The sequence below is a fragment of the Edaphovirga cremea genome, assembly GCF_003332275.1.
GTDB lineage: Bacteria > Pseudomonadota > Gammaproteobacteria > Enterobacterales > Enterobacteriaceae > Edaphovirga > Edaphovirga cremea.
This window is the reverse complement of record NZ_QOVA01000009.1, coordinates 141,009-158,283: the sequence shown is the minus strand read 5'-3', so window position 1 is coordinate 158,283 and position 17,275 is coordinate 141,009. Positions and strand designations below refer to the sequence as shown.

The following is a 17,275-nucleotide window of genomic DNA, read 5'->3' as shown; positions in this document are numbered from 1 at the left end:
TTCCAGCAATCCCGAATCTGTTTTTAGCAATCCACGCCATTGCGACTTTGCACTCTTTTCGCGGTATGTGTCGAATTGTTACTCTCTCAAGCCCACCGGGTGGTAAAATCAAATTACACTGGATGCATTAACTGACTAAAAGGTTTAGCAAACATGGATATTACCAATAAGTCCCGTATTCATTGGGCGTGTCGCCGCGGTATGCGCGAACTTGATATCTCAATCATGCCCTTCTTCGAATATGAATTTGATACCCTGACAGATGAAGACAAGGCGATTTTTGTCCGCCTGTTGCAAAGTGACGATCCTGATTTATTTAACTGGCTGATGAATCATGGTGCTCCCGAAGATAAGGGGCTGCAACGGATGGTTAACCTGATCCAGACGCGAAATAAAGACCGTGGCCCAATGGCGATGTGATTTAAGGATTTCATGGCGAACGCAGATATTTTCTTTGTTGCTGCATGGCACATTGATTTTGTTGGTTCTGCTCGCTCCCTGGCCGGATGGCTATGTGTTTCTGTGGATAGCGTTGCTGACGATTCTGGTGTTCGAATGCATACGCAGCCAGAAAAAAATTACTTCGCGTCAGGGAGCGATCGCTTTTCTCGCCGCCAATCGGTTGTCTTGGCAACGTAAAGAGTGGCGATTTGATAAACCAGTATGGGTGCTGAATAGCGGCGTACTGTTGTCGTTACAGGAGGTGACCGGGAAAACCAGTGGACAGGGAAAAGTGCGTCGCCAACGGTTCTGGCTGGCGTCTGACAGTATGAGCCAAGAGGAGTGGCGGCATCTGCGGCAGTGGTTACTCAACGCTCCCAAAGCGGCGGGCGCGCGTGAAAAGAAATCCTGATATTTTCTTGCTGGTGGGCGCAACCATGAGCCCACCAGGCAGGGATTACAGCAGTGCGTCTATTTCCAGCAGGATCTGTTCGCACCATTGTTGCAGGCGATCGTCGCTCATTTCGTACTGATTCACCTCGTCCAACGCCAGCCCGACAAAGTGTTGTCCGTCAGCGGCCAGCGGTTTGGGGCTGGTAAATTCATAGCCTTCAATGGGCCAGAATCCGACGAACTGCACACCCAGCACGGCCAGTTGATCATAGAGCATCCCGAGTGCATCCAGGAACCATTCACCATAACCCAGTTGATCGCCCATGCCGTACATGGCGACGATTTTCCCCTGCAGATCGAGTGTGGATAACTGCGACCAAATCGCTTCCCAGTCTTCCTGAATCTCCCCGAAATCCCACGTCGGAATCCCCAGGATCAGGATGTCATACTCTTCCATTTTATGCGGATCGACATCTTTCAGATTGTGCAAGTCGACCAGTTCTTCGCCTAAAATATCACGGATTTTTTCAGCAGCCATTTCGGTATAGCAGGTGCTGGAACCGTAAAAAAGACCCATCTTCATCGTTATTATCACTACATTACTGAACACGGAATGACATCGAGTGTACCAGATTTGTGCGTTCATCAGGCATAATGGGCGTTGGAGTCGAGTTGAAAACAGGGGAACCTCCGTGACAAAGCAAGAGCACGACAACAGCCTGATCGAGCAATTTCTCGATGCGCTCTGGCTGGAGCGTAATCTGGCAGAAAATACCCTGTCTTCGTATCGCCTTGATTTACAAACGTTGGTTGCTTGGCTTCATCATCACGACTGTGATTTGTTACAAGCGCAGCCTCTCGATCTGCAATCGTTTCTTGCAGAACGCATTGAGGGCGGCTATAAAGCGACCAGCTCGGCCCGTTTGCTCAGCGCTATGCGCCGGCTTTTCCAGCATCTCTACCGGGAAAAGCTTCGTGACGATGATCCCACGGCGCTTCTTTCATCACCCAAATTGCCGCAGCGGTTACCAAAAGATCTCAGTGAGGCGCAGGTTGAGTCATTGTTGCAGGCACCCAGCACCGAGATCCCGCTGGAGTTGCGTGACAAAGCCATGCTTGAACTGCTGTATGCCACCGGTTTGCGGGTATCGGAACTGGTTGGCCTGACGTTGAATGATGTCAGTTTGCGTCAGGGCGTGGTGCGGGTGATTGGTAAGGGCAATAAAGAGCGTTTGGTCCCTTTGGGGGAAGAGGCCGTGTACTGGCTGGAGAATTATATGGAGCATGGGCGTCCGTGGCTGATGAACGGCCAAACGCTGGACATCATGTTTCCCAGCAACCGCAGCCAGAAAATGACCCGTCAGACCTTCTGGCATCGCATTAAGCACTATGCCATTCTTGCGGGTATTGACAGCGAACGGCTCTCCCCGCACGTATTGCGCCATGCTTTCGCGACGCATTTACTGAACCACGGCGCAGATCTGCGTGTCGTACAGATGTTATTGGGACACAGCGATCTTTCGACGACGCAAATTTATACGCATGTAGCCACCGAACGGTTAAAGCAGCTACATCAACAGCATCACCCCCGTGCCTAAGTGCGGTGGTATCACAAGGATTTATATATGAAAAAAGGTTTTCTGCTGCTTACTCTGCTGGCTGCTTCCATCACGGGCGCTGCGCATGCAGACGATGCCGCGATCCAACAGGCGCTGAAAAGCCTCGGTATCCAGAATGCGCAAATTCAGTCCTCCCCGGTAGCGGGTTTGAAGACGGTTCTGACCGAAAGCGGCGTGCTTTACGCGAGCGAAGACGGCAAGCATATCCTGCAAGGCCCGTTGTACGACGTCAGTGGCAAACAGCCGGTGAATGTCACCAATCAATTGCTGGTGAAGAACCTCGAAGCGCTGAAAGATGAAATGATTATCTATAAAGCGCCACAGGAAAAGCATGTGATTACCGTCTTTACTGACATCACCTGCGGTTATTGCCATAAGCTGCACGAGCAGATGAAAGAGTACAATGCACTAGGCATTACCGTACGTTATCTGGCATTCCCTCGTCAGGGGCTGGACTCTCAGGCTGAGAAAGATATGCAATCAATCTGGTGTACCGCCGATCGCAACGCTGCCTTTGACGCGGCATTGCGTGGTGATGCCGTCTCACCTGCGACCTGTAAAACCAGTATCGCCAGGCATTTTGAGCTCGGCGTGCAGTTTGGCGTATCCGGCACGCCAGCCGTAGTTTTACAAGACGGCACCATGATTCCAGGGTATCAGCCGCCGAAAGAGATGGCCGCGATGCTGAACGCCCGTAAAGCACCACAGAGTAACGGACAATAAGTGATCAGCATTACACAACTTCGCCGCCGTGAGACGGCGAACACCAGCGAACTGCCCCCCGATTTGCATCCTTTGCTCCGTCGGCTTTACGCCGCCCGGGGCGTCACTTTGCCGCAAGAACTTGAGCGAGGCGTGCGCGGTCTGCTGGGTTATCAGCAACTGGATGGCATTGAGAAGGCGGTGGAACTGTTGCAACAGGCGCTGGAGCAGCGTCTGCGCATTATGGTTGTCGGCGATTTTGATGCTGATGGTGCGACCAGTACCGCCCTGGCAGTTTTGGCGCTGCGCAGTATGGGTTGCAGTGAAGTGAGCTATTTGGTACCGAACCGTTTTGAAGACGGCTACGGCCTCAGCCCCGAAGTGGTTGAACAGGCTGCGGCACGCGGTGCCGAACTGATTCTCACTGTGGATAATGGCATCTCTTCCCATGCGGGTGTCGATCTGGCGCATGAGAAAGGTATTTTGGTGCTGGTTACTGACCACCACCTGCCGGGCGATACGCTTCCGGCGGCAGAAGCCATTATCAACCCCAACCTTCACGGATGCGATTTCCCGTCGAAATCACTGGCCGGTGTTGGCGTGGCGTTCTATCTGATGCTGGCCTTGCGTAGCGCACTGCGTGACAGCGGCTGGTTTGATAAACGGGCGCTGGCCGTCCCCAATCTGGCGGAATTGCTCGATCTGGTGGCACTCGGTACGGTGGCGGACGTGGTGCCTCTGGATGCCAATAACCGCATTCTGGTTTATCAGGGACTGAACCGTATCCGCGCAGGAAAATGCCGGCCGGGTATCCGCGCTTTATTGGAAGTGGCGAATCGCGATGCCCGTCAACTGGCCGCCAACGATCTCGGTTTTGCTCTGGGACCGCGGCTGAATGCAGCAGGGCGGCTGGATGATATGTCCATTGGCGTTGCGCTGTTGTTGAGCGACGACATTGCCCAATCGCGGGCGCTGGCCAGCGATCTTGATGCGCTGAATCAGACTCGTCGTGAGATTGAGCAGGGAATGCAGGTTGAAGCGTTGCAGCTCTGCGATCAACTTGAGCGCAGCAGCAGCGAACTGCCCTATGGTCTGGCGATGTATCACCCTGAATGGCATCAGGGCGTGGTGGGGATTCTGGCCTCACGGATCAAAGAGCGATTCAATCGTCCGGTCATCGCGTTCGCCCCTGCGGGTGAGGGGTTGCTCAAAGGCTCCGGGCGCTCTATTGCCGGGTTGCATATGCGCGATGCGCTGGAGCGTCTGGACACGCTGCATCCGGGATTAATCATGAAGTTTGGTGGCCATGCGATGGCCGCCGGGCTGTCGTTGGAAGAAGCCAATTTCGATCGGTTCAGGCTCTGCTTTGCGCAATTGGTGGGCGAATGGCTCGATCCGTCCTATCTCGAAGGGGTGATTTGGTCTGATGGTGAATTGGCTATTCAAGAACTGACGTTGCCAACGGCTGAACTGCTGCGGGAAGGGGGGCCATGGGGGCAGGCATTCCCTGAGCCGACCTTTGACGGTGAATTCCGTATTTTGCAGCAGCGTCTGGTAGGGGAGCGTCATCTGAAAGTGATGATTGAACCTCTGGCGGGTGGGCCATTATTGGACGGTATCGCGTTCAATGTCGATACCGCGTTATGGCCAGACAGCAGTGTCCGCGAAGCTAAGCTCGCTTATAAATTGGACATTAATGAGTATCGCGGCAATCGTACAGTCCAACTATTGATACAGAATATATGGCCGCGCTGAGCGGCCAGAAAACTGCTTTGTTGCTTTCCAGAAATATGCGCTATTGCTATAAAAGGCAGCGCGAATCCGCTAGAATTGCACTTTAAAAGGCATTCCGCCTCTTTGACTTAACGTAAGACTCAAAAAACTATGTTTGAAACTAATCCCGTAAAAACCCGCATTCAGGACCTGTCTGACCGGACAGCCGTTCTGAGGGGGTATCTTTGACTACGATGCCAAGAAAGAGCGCCTCGAAGAAGTAACTGCCGAGCTGGAACAGCCGGACGTCTGGAATGAACCTGAACGCGCACAGGCGCTGGGTAAAGAACGTTCCTCCCTTGAACTGATTGTCACGACTATCGACCAGATGACCCAGGGGGTGGACGATGTTTCCGGTCTGCTGGAACTGGCTATTGAAGCGGATGACGAAGAGACGTTCAACGAGACGGTTGCCGAGCTGGAACAACTGGAAGCCAAACTGGCACAGTTGGAATTCCGTCGCATGTTCTCTGGCGAATATGACAGTGCAGACTGCTATCTGGATATCCAGGCGGGTTCCGGCGGTACGGAAGCCCAGGACTGGGCCAGTATGCTGGTGCGTATGTATTTGCGCTGGGCAGAGTCAAAAGGGTTTAAAACCGAAATTATTGAAGAATCAGACGGCGAAGTGGCTGGTCTGAAATCGGCGACGATTAAAATCATCGGTGACTATGCATTTGGCTGGTTACGTACCGAAACTGGCGTTCATCGCCTGGTGCGCAAGAGCCCGTTCGACTCTGGCGGTCGTCGTCATACGTCGTTCAGCTCAGCCTTCGTTTATCCGGAAGTCGATGACGATATTGATATCGAAATCAATCCGGCAGATCTGCGTATTGACGTCTATCGTGCCTCAGGGGCGGGTGGTCAGCACGTAAACCGGACAGAATCCGCCGTCCGTATTACCCACCTTCCTACCAATATTGTTACGCAGTGTCAGAACGACCGTTCCCAGCACAAAAACAAAGATCAGGCGATGAAACAGCTGAAAGCGAAGCTGTATGAGTTTGAGATGCAAAAGAAAAACGCTGAGAAACAGGCACTGGAAGATAACAAGTCTGACATCGGCTGGGGCAGTCAGATCCGTTCTTATGTACTGGATGATTCCCGTATCAAGGATCTGCGCACAGGGGTAGAAACGCGCAATACGCAGGCCGTGCTTGATGGCGACCTGGATAAATTCATTGAGGCAAGTTTGAAAGCCGGGCTATGAGGAACAGAAATGTCTGAGCAACAGCAACAAGGCGCAGAATTGGCGCAGGAACTCAACAGCGAGTTAAAAGCTCGCCGTGAGAAACTGGTGGCACTGCGTGAGAACGGTATTGCTTTCCCTAACGATTTTCGTCGCGATAGTACCTCTGATCAACTGCATGCAGAGTATGACAATAAAGAAAACGAAGAACTGGAAGCGTTGGGGATTGAGGTTGTCGTCGCAGGCCGGATGATGACACGCCGTATCATGGGTAAAGCGTCATTCGCGACATTGCAGGATGTCGGCGGGCGTATACAACTTTATGTATCACGCGATGATTTGGCCGAAGGGATCTATAACGAGCAGTTTAAAAAATGGGATCTCGGCGACATCATTGGTGCACGCGGTAAGCTGTTCAAGACCAAAACAGGCGAACTGTCGATTCACTGTACCGAACTGCGCCTGCTGACCAAAGCATTGCGTCCTTTGCCGGATAAATTCCACGGCCTTGCCGATCAGGAGACCCGTTACCGTCAGCGTTATCTCGATCTGATCGCTAACGATGAGTCGCGCAAAACCTTCCAGGTTCGCTCGCAGATCATGGCGGAAATCCGCAACTTCATGGTGGGAAATGGCTTCATGGAAGTCGAAACCCCGATGATGCAGGTGATTCCTGGTGGTGCGTCGGCGCGTCCGTTCGTGACCCATCACAATGCGCTGGACATTGATATGTACCTGCGTATTGCCCCGGAACTGTACCTGAAACGTCTGGTTGTGGGTGGCTTCGAGCGTGTGTTCGAAATCAACCGTAACTTCCGTAATGAGGGGGTTTCCCCGCGTCATAACCCTGAGTTCACGATGATGGAACTCTATATGGCGTATGCGGATTACAAAGATCTGATCGTGCTGACCGAATCACTGTTCCGTACGCTGACCGAGAAAGTTCTGGGCAGCAGCGTGGTGCAATATGGCGATCAAACCTTCGACTTTGGCAAACCGTTCGCCAAGCTGACCATGAAAGAAGCGATCTGCAAATATCGCCCGCAAACCAATGTCGCCGATCTGGATGACATGGCGAAGGCGTGCGCAATTGCTGAATCCATTGGCATCAAAATCGAGAAGAGCTGGGGCTTGGGTCGTGTGCAATGCGAGATCTTTGAAGAGACTGCAGAGAGCCATCTGATTCAGCCAACGTTCATTATCGAGTACCCGGCAGAAGTTTCGCCGCTGGCACGTCGTAATGACGACAATCCGTTTATCACTGACCGCTTCGAGTTCTTTATCGGTGGCCGTGAAATCGGTAATGGCTTCTCCGAGCTGAATGATGCCGAAGATCAGGCGCAGCGTTTTGCCGATCAGGTCAGTGCCAAGGATGCGGGTGATGACGAAGCGATGTTCTATGACGAAGATTATGTCACCGCTCTGGAACATGGTCTGCCGCCAACCGCAGGTCTGGGGATTGGTATCGATCGCATGATCATGTTGTTCACCAACAGCCATACCATCCGCGACGTCATCCTGTTCCCAGCGATGCGCCCACAGAAATAAGAAAAGCCCCGAAGCACTTTGTGCTTCGGGGCTTTTTTATCGATTATCCTTCGTTAACGTAGCTAATCCCCTACAACTCAATACCCAAAGTATTTGGAGATGCAGGTAGGCAGCAAGAGAGCGAATCCCGATGAGCTGACACAGGTCAGTGATTCGGGTGAGGGAGCGTAGCTAACACCCCTGCATCTCCAAATACGAAGGGTATGAAGGGTATAGGTAGTAAGAAACATTGCCTTGTACTTCGTCGGGTAACATCGCCATACTTCCCCCTGAAACCGGATCGCCCCACACCACCAGCGTGTCATCTTCCTTCAATGCAATGAATACGCTTTGAGATGAATAGATGGCCCTGACGTCTGTCAGCAGAGCCGCAACGGATGCTGTATCCCCACCGTATGCGGTGTTACCCCAGGCGGTTACCGATCCCTCTTTTTTCAGCGCGGCAAAGCAATAGCAATTGCCGGTAAGTGCAACGACATCGGTTAATCCCTCGGGTACTTGCGTTGCATAATCTGGATTTCCCCAGGCAACCACCGACCCGTCTGCACACAGTGCAGCAAAGGCAGAATTATTGGCCTGGATATCAACAATCGTCGTTAAACTTGCTATTTCCGCCGGAATTGTACCGCCACGACTCTCGCTTCCCCACGCCACTACCTGACCGTTTTTACGCAATGCGCAGAAAGCGCGATACGTGCCGCAGACCTGCTTGATATCATCCAGCGCGGCAATTGATTCTGGTAACGCGCCGCCGTTAACGCTGTTTCCCCAGGCCACTACCTGGCCGTTTGCTCGCAGAGCGGTAAACGCTTCGCTGGCAGCGGTTATAGAAACAACATCGCTGAGACTACTAATGGCGTCTGGGAGCAGACCACCATACTGACCTTCGCCCCAGGCAAACAGTTGCCCGGCATCATTCAATACGGCAAACGCATTGTTAGCGGCAACCAGTTTGCGCAGGGTAGGCATCAAAGAAATGTTATTTGGCACGTCAATTGCGCCGAGGTTGTCATTTCCCCAACACTGAATGTACGGTGGGGCGCTGGCAAGCAAGGCAAATGAGGCTCCCGCACCTACGATATCAATGATGTCCTGTCTTGACGCTATAGATGAAGGCAATTTCCCGCCATCCATTGTGTCACCCCAGGCAAAAATGCTGCCATTACTTCGCTGTGCTGCAAACGCATGGCCGGCAGAGGCTAATTCGGTAAAGTCATAATTGTCGATATCCGCAGGTTGTGCGCCACCGCTACTGATATCACCACATACAATAACTCTGCCATCAATCATACGTATCGCCACAGCCATAGCATTACCGACAATATTGCTGGTATTTAGCGTGACCGTATCATAGCCCGCTGCTGAAACGGTTAAGGGTTGGGTAGGGTGTAAATCACGAAATGAGTCTGCCATGATAGCGGTGTTTTCATTATCGTATTTCCACACTGCCATCAGCGGTTGCATCGTATGGGGGTTAAGCGCAACCAGCCTATTAACGGAATAATTATAGGCTGGATTATTTACTGATCTCGCGCCCATAATCAGTATCTTAGAAATTTCGTTATGAGATCCTTTTTCATTATTCATAGTATTTCCTGCTTTATTATTTTAGGGGGAGGCTTATTTCTTATTCAGATGAGTTAACTAGTTCGGGTTAAATCATCATGGAAATAACTCTAAGGCAGAATGAATAAGATGAATAATGCATTGACTGCGTTGGGTAAGGAGGAAAATAACATTATGCAAATCTATTTTTCATGGCGCTTTTACCCCTAAATCAGACGGCTATAAGGTCCCAAGTGGAGAGAATGAGCAGAAACAGGTTAGATTGATTAAAATGACGGCGATTACACCCAAGGAATCGCTTGCTCATCATTGAGTTAGGGTTATAATGTGCACCGCACGTCGTTGCGGGTGTAGTTCAATGGTAGAACGGCAGCTTCCCAAGCTGCATACGAGGGTTCGATTCCCTTCACCCGCTCCAAGACACTTCTTAAAGTATTCCAACTTACTAAATCCTAAGGAATAAGGCTTAACGCCTCCTTGCAGCGTCACTTACTGTAACCTACTGTGTAACCCTCTCAGGGCATACAGACACATGATTCAGTAGTTAAAATCAAACAGCATACTTTCAGTTACTACTTACCTGTATCAGCGCAACGGCGTTTACTATTTCCGTATGAAAACAAAGGGCTGCAAGGATGTCTGGACGGCTATATCAAATGAAGATGAGATGACCTAAGTACCGTTAAGGACCAAGGACAGACGAACCGCCATGGCTCACTCTCGGCACATTAAGGCAGCGCTCAAGGCAATCCATGCAGATAGACCAAACACCTCTTATGAGGAGATGAGAGAGCACCTGAGGGACATCGTAGAGTGGGAGTTATCCATGGGGCGCTCAGATCTCTTTGAGCCTGACATGCGGGATATATATCGTGCTCAGTACGGGGAGGTAGGGGAGAATCTTATTGATGCTCTGGCGAGTGAACCTCTGAGCATTGACCAGCACCGCTACATAAATGAGGCCCTGAAGGTACTCAAGGCATGCATGAAGCCAATCGAAGTGGGCGACAGTCAGCCTCTTATAGATTACGTCGATCGATTTAACGATACTCATCGGTCTAATGACCAAGCCTCGGCGTCCTTATCTGTTGGTGCCTCTGAGGTAAAACCTAAAGTAACCTCTGTTGCGTCTCTCTTTGAGCAATACGAAATGGAGAACGTCCAGAATTGGAAACCAGCTACCTTACGAGAAAACAAAGCGTCCCATGCTGCGTTAATCGAGATATTCGACTATCTGGGTCTCAATGCTGATGCCAATACGATAACACGCTCAGGGTCCGGGATATCCTCCAGCAGTTGCCTAAGGACCGTAAGCAGCGCTTCAAGTATGCCCCGTTGGCTGATCTGCTGCCCTGTCAAGATAGGATCCGTAGCGATCAAACTACGCCTGATTGTCTGGATGTTGTCACCATCAATAATAAATATCTCATTAAGATGGCGGCTGTATTCAAGTGGGCTGTACGTAACGACCTGATTAAAAAGAACATGACAGAGGGTCTGGAACTTAAGGTTCCCCAGCGTAAATCCTCGGAGGCCCATAATGCTTTCTCAACAGAGCAGGTAGGGCAACTGCTGGTCGCCGCTAAGGCATACTCACAGAAGACCTCCAGCAAGCCTTATCACTATTACGTTACGGCGCTTGCTGCTATCACTGGTGCGAGGCTCAATGAGGTAGCTCAACTTCAGGTAAAAGATGTCAGAACAACTGAGGCCGGGACCGTTTATATTCATATCAATGAAGTCGATAGCAGCTTACCCGGCAAGAGCATCAAGAACGCTTACAGTGATCACTGTGTTCCACTGGTTGACGGTGCCTATGGCTTTGTATTGGCTGACTTTATGACGCTGATAGAAGCTCGTAGAAACGCTGATGGTAATGATGTTATGGTGTTCGATGGTCTACTCCTTATGAAGAATGGTTACGGTGAGCAGGTGAGCAAATGGTTTAATCGGACGTTGTTACCTAAAATCCTCGCTGACCGTAGCGGCTTAGCGTCCCATTCGTTTAGACATACGGTCGCCACTAAGCTAAAACAACATGGCGTCAAGTTGGCTTACGCTCAGGCGCTCATGGGGCATAGCTCAGGGTCGATTACTTATGACCGTTATGCTAAAGAGGTTGAGGTTGATCGATTGGTTAATGTAATGGCTGATGTTTATAAGGAGATTAAAGGAAATGGCTGAGTATTATCCAGCTGAATTTGGGAAGGGGCGTTTTCACTGTCCACATTGTGGTGTTTACGCGCAGCAGCATTGGAAGGAGCTGATTTATAAACCAATTGAAGGCTATGCAAATACCGCACAAACCCCCATGAATATAACTATTTGTGAACATTGTGATGAACTAAGTTATTGGCTTGGGGAGCAAATGATTTATCCATTGTCTTCACCTGTAGAAATGCCTAACCGAGACATGCCAGAAGACTGTAAGTCCGACTACATGGAAGCCAGAAGCATCATTAATTTGTCTCCTAAGGGTGCCGCGGCGCTTCTCCGTTTGTGCCTTCAGAAACTAATGGTCTACCTAGGTGAGCCGGGGAAAAACATTAACGCAGACATAAAGTCTCTCGTTGAGAAAGGGTTACCTCCTCGCATCCAGCAAGCAGCAGACATTTGCCGTATCGTAGGTAATCAGTCTGTCCACCCCGGAGAGATTAGCCTAGATGATGGCCCTCAGTTAACTCATGGTCTCTTTAAGCTATTGAATATCATAGTCGATGACCGAATCACGCGACCTAAAGAAATCGAAGCGATGTTCCAGAGTATGCCTGAGGGGCCACGACAAGGCATCGAAAAGCGAGACAATAAAATAGTTTAAATTCAATTGGTTATTAATAAAACTCAGTATAGAGAGACCCTAAGAAATTTTGGTCTACATCGCCAAATGATTAGCGTGATCATTATTTTATATTCAATACAACTCACTATAGGGAGAGACCCAAAGGACTCTCCTCAATACATACACTTACCGCTGACACTCAGCATTCCACTAACCGTAACTTATCGCATCCTTTCAGGGGCGGGATGACCAATTTACAGACACCAAGCGTTCTATTTATATATTATTGATAAAATTTCTTGGTAACATTTTAATCACTGACACATTAGAGTACTTTAATAGTGTTCGCACTATGCGGGCACAAACTTCATAGGGATTTGGAATGAAAAAAGTATTCGCAGCTTTTCTGGTAATGATATGCCTCGGTGCGTCAGCGCAGGTTTTCGCTGGCAACTGTGAACACCGATCAGACCGCGCAAAAGATGGGTCGGCTTGTGGTGAAAGATCTGCTGATGCCCGTAAAGGTGGCGGTGGTAGTTACTAAAAAGGAAGCCCGAGTGATCGGGCTTTATTGCGGCATTTCGCGACTAATACATTTAAATGCTTGCGTTCTACCTCCTTCACCTAACAAAGCCTACTCAATCCCGCAATCACAAGCCTCTTCGTAAAAAGTTACTATCTCAACATCTGATAAGGGTTATGGTTATACCCTTAAATTTTTCCAGGCTAATTTTTATGGAGCATTGCCCAGCCTGCATGACGCAACTGTACAGACCGCACACCCCCTGGCTATCATCTGATTGCGTTGAGTACATTTAAGATGTGCATTTTAAATGTACATCACATGGGAGGGGTTATGATTATTTATACGTCAACACAGGCTCGCGCCAATATTTCTGCAATTCTTGACGCGGCCACGAGCGGGGAACCGTTAGAAATTACCCGTCGTGATGGTTCTGCCGCCATAGTGATAAGCAAGGCCGAGTTTGAGGCATACCAAAAGGCAAAGCTTGATGCCGAGTTTGACAGCCTTATGCGGCGCCACGGGCGTACCGTTGAGGCTTTGGCTGATAGATGAAGTGGATTAGCGCCAGTGAAATAGTGATATTCCACGCCAGAATTTTGCAGCTTTACCCTGGCATTGAAGGTATGCCAGATGTGGGTAGAGCGGAGGCCATTATTCACCGGGTTCACAACCTTGCTCACTACGAAGGTGTGAATGATGTGTTTGACCTGGCTGCTGCCTATTGGGTTGCTATTGCGCGTTGGCATATCTTCAATGATTGGAACAAGCGAACGGCATTCTTTACCACCATGGCATTTCTAAAGCGCAACGGTGTGCTAATCCGGGATGAAGGTAACACGCTGGAAGAACTGACCGTTCAGGCAGCTACGGGAGAGTTTACCCCAATACAATTAGCGTAAAGTTTACGCGAATTGGTCGAATGAGAAGGGTTTGTCTGGTTGGTGGGTTGTCGTGACTCGCCAAACCTAAAATGCTTTCTTTGGAGACTTATCCACTCGTTCCCTAACATCCGGGAACGTTTTATCATCACCGGCGGTCACCCGGGTCTCATTAATCACGGCGGCGCATGAGTGCCGGTTCAACTTCGCCCTGAACAGCGTGAAACCGGCATGGCCGGAACTGGCGCTGCCGGGCGTGCATTCTGATATCGGTGGCGGCTACCTGCCGATAATGAGGGATAGATTTACTGGGTCTGATTTTTAGCCCATTGCAAAGGAATCAGTCAGTAAGGTATTACGGTATTATCGTCCCGCGTCATCAAATGTATAAGCTTAGGATGTACATACAGCTTTTCTCGGCCTAAGGTAATTTCATACAACACACCAATTTCGCAGAGCTGCTTAAGGTATACAGAGGCTGTTTGACGCTTGGCTATTCCTTGCTCGATTAGGTTCGATATGCGGCAATATGGTTGTTCAAAAATTACCTGCACTAGTTCGTAACTATAGATTTTGGGCAACGAATCACGAATGTACTGAGTGCTAACGTCAACCAGCTCCCGAACGGCGGCAATTTTGGCCGTGGTCCATTTGGATGTCTCATTAATAGCTTCCAGCATAAACACAATCCATGACTCCCAATCACCGGTAGCCGTTACACCACGCAGTAACCCATAATAATCAGCCTTATGAGTGACAATATATCGACTTAAGTAGAGGATCGGTAACGTTAGGAGGTTTTTCTCAATTAGAAAAAGAACATTGAGAATGCGCCCAGTCCTGCCATTACCGTCCGGAAATGGGTGAATTGCTTCAAATTGGTAATGTGATACAGCCATTTTTACCAAAGGATCAATATCATCCTCAGCATGAATAAAGTTCTCCCAATTAGCCAGGAGGTCACGTATCAAATCCTCACCCACGGGCGGTGTGTAAACAACCTTGTGCTCACTGCTTACCAGTGCGATACCGGAAATTTTGCGGATATCCATCGCGGCATTTTTTAATGTGCTGCAAATACCCACCGCAGTGGACGTACAGAGTGGGCGCTGCCCCAAGTGCTTAAATCCATCATAAAGCGCTGTACGGTAACGCAATGCTTCTTTGGTTGCGGGATCTGCTTGACTATCCTCTTGCGAGAACTGGAAAAGCTTATCCGAAGTGGTCACGATATTTTCAATCTCAGACGAGTCTTTAGCTTCCAGCAGCGGGATTAAATTAATCAGCAACCCTTGGTTAGGTAGCAACTCCCCCGCCTGTTTAAGTTCGGCTAATGCCGCACGCGCCTTGATGCATGACTTCAATACCGGCACCGACTCCATCAGTTCGTCCTTCGGTGGGAGGGGTGGAAGCTGGTTGAAAGGTTTTTCTGGATCCCACTGCATAAGTTTATCCCCTCGTTTTATCGACACGTTTTGGATTCATGTCGATTCCATAAACATGTTTCAATAATGTGTCGATGAAAGCGCTAAATTTCGTCACGTTGATCGCATATGTCGATACCATAAACACGTCACCTTTATGTGTCGATAAAAATCTTTTAAATAGACACGTTTTGGATTCATGTCGATAAAGTAAACATTTCATCGGTGCATGTTTTGGTCCGTGGGGACGATATGTCGCCGGGATGAGCTGCGGCGGCACAAGGTGTACAACATGGATGGAAAGAAGGTATGAAACTGTCCGGAGGTAAACTGGATGCCTGCAAGGGCATTAATCATCATCTCAATGAATATGTGTATTACGAATGTACTTGATTAGCTCGTAAAATAACCACAACCAAGGCAAACAAGAGGTAAATGTGTATAGAATTGGATTTTTAAACTAACAATCATTTATTACAACTTTGCTATGCAATTTTTATCCTCTAAAAATATTTTTATCTATTATAATAATGCATATGTATTGTGTTACTTGTCTTTATTATGAAAAAAATTACATTGGGTTATACAGGGCAGCGTCAATCAGATTTGAGTCAGAAATATTTACTTGGTAACGGTTATCGCGGATTTAATCCGATTACAAAGCGTTTTACTGCCTATGATAGTCTGAGTCCATTCGGACTGGGAGGGCCTAATGGCTATATATATTGCCATGGGAATCCTATAAATAACGTGGATCCCTCTGGGCATTTTTTACTCGAAGATGTTTTAGATCTGGTTTTTGATATTACCATGAAAGCGTTGTTCTTGGAGCCAGATACTGAAGTCGAAGAAGTACTAATAGATTCTGAAGTCAATGGTTCGCAAATAGCAGACAGGAAATTAATTACTCAAACAGCCAATTATCTGGCGACGGGTATGTCTGCGGTGTCTACAAGCTCTGATATTTTGTCTGAAGGTATATCAGGTGATAACCCTAAAGCGGCGGAAGTGCTTAGCTGGTTATCAGTCGTGTCCAGTATTTTTTCAACTGGCCTGGATTTTGGAATGCGTGGTCACCATGCATATCAGAGCCATCAGAGGTGGAGTGGAGCTACGCATAATAAGAGGATGGGGTTAAAATCGCTAAATAAAGTATTTACAATTCAACATGGAAATGACTTGTTAGGGGTAATATCGCTGTCAACGGGTCTTGCAGAAATGTTAACCAGCGGCGTAACCTCTGCGCGGTTATCAACAGTTTCAATCAGTACTGATTTACTTGGTTTCACGAGAGACAAACTATTACGTTCTCGTATGAATGAATTGTTTCCGGTGCGGATATTCATCGGTTTTTTCCATGGTTTTAGACAACAACCTAAATAGGTCACTGAAACGTGTTTTATCATGAGTGGGTAATAGGAATCTGATTTCTTCCATTGCACAATAAACATTACAACAACGTTACGAGTTGGCTATTTGAAGTCTGCCGATCGTCCTGTAATTAATTCAAGCAGGCAGGCTAAACTGCGGCTGGAATTTTCTTTATGCCACGCCATCAACAATTCAATTTGCGGAGCGTTGGCGGGTAAAGGGCGAAAAACGACGTTGGATGACTGAAAATGGCAGACATAGCGCGGTACAATAGAAATACCTAATCCCATTCCCACCAGATTCATGGTAACCAGAATATTGGTCGCAACCTGCACCCTATTGGGTTTACTGTGGGATGCGGCCAAATACTTTTCCACCATCTGATATAACTCGCCGGAATGCGCAGGATCGGTGCTGATAAAATTTTCACCATTAAGTTGTTCCGGAGTCAGTTGTTGTTCCTGACTTAACCGGTGATCGATGGGCATGACTACCACAAGCGGCTCGCGATAAACCACCCGATAATCCAGTTGTTCACTCACGATCGGATGGCGCATAAAACCAAGGTCGATTTCCCTTTTCAGTAATTTTTCTTCCTGCCGCGTGGTGATAATACTCATCAGTTCGATGTGTGTTGCAGGCTGGTGAAGCCGTAATAAGGGTAAGACATCGGGCAGGATGTTCACTTCAGCACAAGGTACAAAACCGATCACCAGTCGTGTCTGTTCTTCCATGGCTTTGCGCGCCTGAAACTTGGCCTGTTCGGCCTGCTCAAGAATATTGACGGCTTGCAGAAAAAATACTTCCCCGGCGCGGGTCAGCATCACCTGGCGGTTATTTCTTGTCAGCAGAGGTACGCCGATGCAATTTTCCAGATCTTTGATCTGGCTACTTAAAGACGGTTGTGAGGTATGCAGTTTTTCCGCTGCCCGAGTGAAGTTCAATTCTTCGGCTACCGCGACAAAATATCGTAAGTGTCTAAGCTCCATGCCTTTTTTCTCCCATCATCGAAAAAATGTCTGATACGGTAGATTTTTACTATTTCACAAATTAGTAACCCAGAGGC

Annotated in this window: 15 protein-coding genes, 1 tRNA gene and 1 pseudogene; 13 read left to right on the top strand and 4 right to left on the bottom strand. The window is 48.8% G+C overall.

What is annotated here, in order from left to right; all coding sequences use genetic code 11:
* Positions 1 to 153 precede the first annotated feature (153 nt).
* Both sdhE and DRI82_RS14330 read left to right on the top strand, forming a co-directional pair.
* Positions 154 to 420 carry an FAD assembly factor SdhE gene (gene sdhE / locus DRI82_RS14335; protein WP_114194597.1) on the top strand — a complete coding sequence of 89 codons (267 nt, stop codon included), beginning with the start codon at positions 154 to 156 and terminating at the stop codon, positions 418 to 420.
* Positions 401 to 853 carry a protein YgfX gene (locus DRI82_RS14330; RefSeq protein ID WP_114194596.1) on the top strand — a complete coding sequence of 151 codons (453 nt, stop codon included), beginning with the start codon at positions 401 to 403 and terminating at the stop codon, positions 851 to 853. The genes sdhE and DRI82_RS14330 overlap by 20 nt, the downstream gene beginning before the upstream one ends.
* Before the next feature lie 45 nt (positions 854 to 898).
* On the opposite strand, the gene fldB is transcribed toward DRI82_RS14330, so the two are convergent.
* Entirely contained in the window at positions 899 to 1,417 is a 519-nt protein-coding gene (gene fldB / locus DRI82_RS14325) for a flavodoxin FldB (RefSeq protein ID WP_114194595.1), read from the bottom strand.
* A gap of 109 nt (positions 1,418 to 1,526) precedes the next feature.
* Between fldB and xerD the strand changes: the two genes are divergently transcribed.
* From xerD to lysS, 5 genes are all read left to right on the top strand, one after another.
* The gene (xerD, locus tag DRI82_RS14320; RefSeq protein ID WP_114194594.1) at positions 1,527 to 2,432 is read left to right on the top strand and encodes a site-specific tyrosine recombinase XerD; all 906 of its coding nucleotides are present in this window, start codon (positions 1,527 to 1,529) and stop codon (positions 2,430 to 2,432) included.
* 27 nt (positions 2,433 to 2,459) lie between these two features.
* Positions 2,460 to 3,176 (top strand): bifunctional protein-disulfide isomerase/oxidoreductase DsbC, encoded by a 717-nt coding sequence (gene dsbC, locus DRI82_RS14315; protein ID WP_114194593.1) that lies wholly within the window; start codon positions 2,460 to 2,462, stop codon positions 3,174 to 3,176.
* A 3-nt stretch (positions 3,177 to 3,179) separates the two neighbouring features.
* Positions 3,180 to 4,910, top strand: coding sequence for a single-stranded-DNA-specific exonuclease RecJ (gene recJ, locus DRI82_RS14310; protein ID WP_425452662.1), 1,731 nt, complete (start codon positions 3,180 to 3,182; stop codon positions 4,908 to 4,910).
* A gap of 129 nt (positions 4,911 to 5,039) precedes the next feature.
* A protein-coding gene (gene prfB / locus DRI82_RS14305) for a peptide chain release factor 2 (protein ID WP_114194591.1) occupies positions 5,040 to 6,138 on the top strand; the annotation gives its coding sequence in 2 pieces (ribosomal slippage) (positions 5,040 to 5,114 and positions 5,116 to 6,138; 1,098 coding nt in all).
* Between the two features lie 9 nt (positions 6,139 to 6,147).
* Positions 6,148 to 7,665, top strand: a complete 1,518-nt coding sequence (gene lysS / locus DRI82_RS14300; RefSeq protein ID WP_114194590.1) for a lysine--tRNA ligase — start codon at positions 6,148 to 6,150, stop codon at positions 7,663 to 7,665.
* A gap of 171 nt (positions 7,666 to 7,836) precedes the next feature.
* Here lysS and DRI82_RS14295 read toward each other — a convergent pair whose 3' ends face one another.
* Entirely contained in the window at positions 7,837 to 9,078 is a 1,242-nt protein-coding gene (locus DRI82_RS14295) for an RCC1 domain-containing protein (protein WP_157968076.1), read from the bottom strand.
* 497 nt (positions 9,079 to 9,575) lie between these two features.
* Between DRI82_RS14295 and DRI82_RS14290 the strand changes: the two genes are divergently transcribed.
* The 5 genes and pseudogenes from DRI82_RS14290 (at position 9,576) to DRI82_RS14265 (ending at position 13,435) form a co-directional block, all read left to right on the top strand.
* A tRNA-Gly gene (locus tag DRI82_RS14290) sits at positions 9,576 to 9,649 on the top strand.
* Positions 9,650 to 9,844: 195 nt separating this feature from the next.
* Positions 9,845 to 11,415, top strand: a pseudogene (locus DRI82_RS14285) (site-specific integrase).
* Complete coding sequence (locus DRI82_RS14280; RefSeq protein WP_114194588.1) at positions 11,408 to 12,049, top strand: DUF4145 domain-containing protein; 642 nt, start codon at positions 11,408 to 11,410, stop codon at positions 12,047 to 12,049. Before DRI82_RS14285 ends, DRI82_RS14280 begins: the two are co-directional and overlap by 8 nt.
* A gap of 817 nt (positions 12,050 to 12,866) precedes the next feature.
* On the top strand, positions 12,867 to 13,088 hold the full coding sequence (locus tag DRI82_RS14270) for a type II toxin-antitoxin system Phd/YefM family antitoxin (protein ID WP_114194586.1): 222 nt from the start codon (positions 12,867 to 12,869) through the stop codon (positions 13,086 to 13,088).
* Positions 13,085 to 13,435, top strand: a complete 351-nt coding sequence (locus DRI82_RS14265; RefSeq protein WP_114194585.1) for a type II toxin-antitoxin system death-on-curing family toxin — start codon at positions 13,085 to 13,087, stop codon at positions 13,433 to 13,435. The genes DRI82_RS14270 and DRI82_RS14265 overlap by 4 nt, the downstream gene beginning before the upstream one ends.
* A gap of 323 nt (positions 13,436 to 13,758) precedes the next feature.
* Here the strand turns inward: DRI82_RS14265 and fic are convergent, their stop codons facing one another.
* Positions 13,759 to 14,859 (bottom strand): protein adenylyltransferase Fic, encoded by a 1,101-nt coding sequence (gene fic / locus DRI82_RS14255; RefSeq protein WP_114194584.1) that lies wholly within the window; start codon positions 14,857 to 14,859, stop codon positions 13,759 to 13,761.
* A gap of 540 nt (positions 14,860 to 15,399) precedes the next feature.
* On the opposite strand from fic, the gene DRI82_RS14250 reads away from it, so the two are divergent.
* On the top strand, positions 15,400 to 16,221 hold the full coding sequence (locus DRI82_RS14250; protein ID WP_157968075.1) for an RHS repeat-associated core domain-containing protein: 822 nt from the start codon (positions 15,400 to 15,402) through the stop codon (positions 16,219 to 16,221).
* Positions 16,222 to 16,310: 89 nt separating this feature from the next.
* Here the strand turns inward: DRI82_RS14250 and hcaR are convergent, their stop codons facing one another.
* Positions 16,311 to 17,198, bottom strand: coding sequence for a DNA-binding transcriptional regulator HcaR (gene hcaR, locus DRI82_RS14245; protein WP_114194582.1), 888 nt, complete (start codon positions 17,196 to 17,198; stop codon positions 16,311 to 16,313).
* Positions 17,199 to 17,275 lie beyond the last annotated feature (77 nt).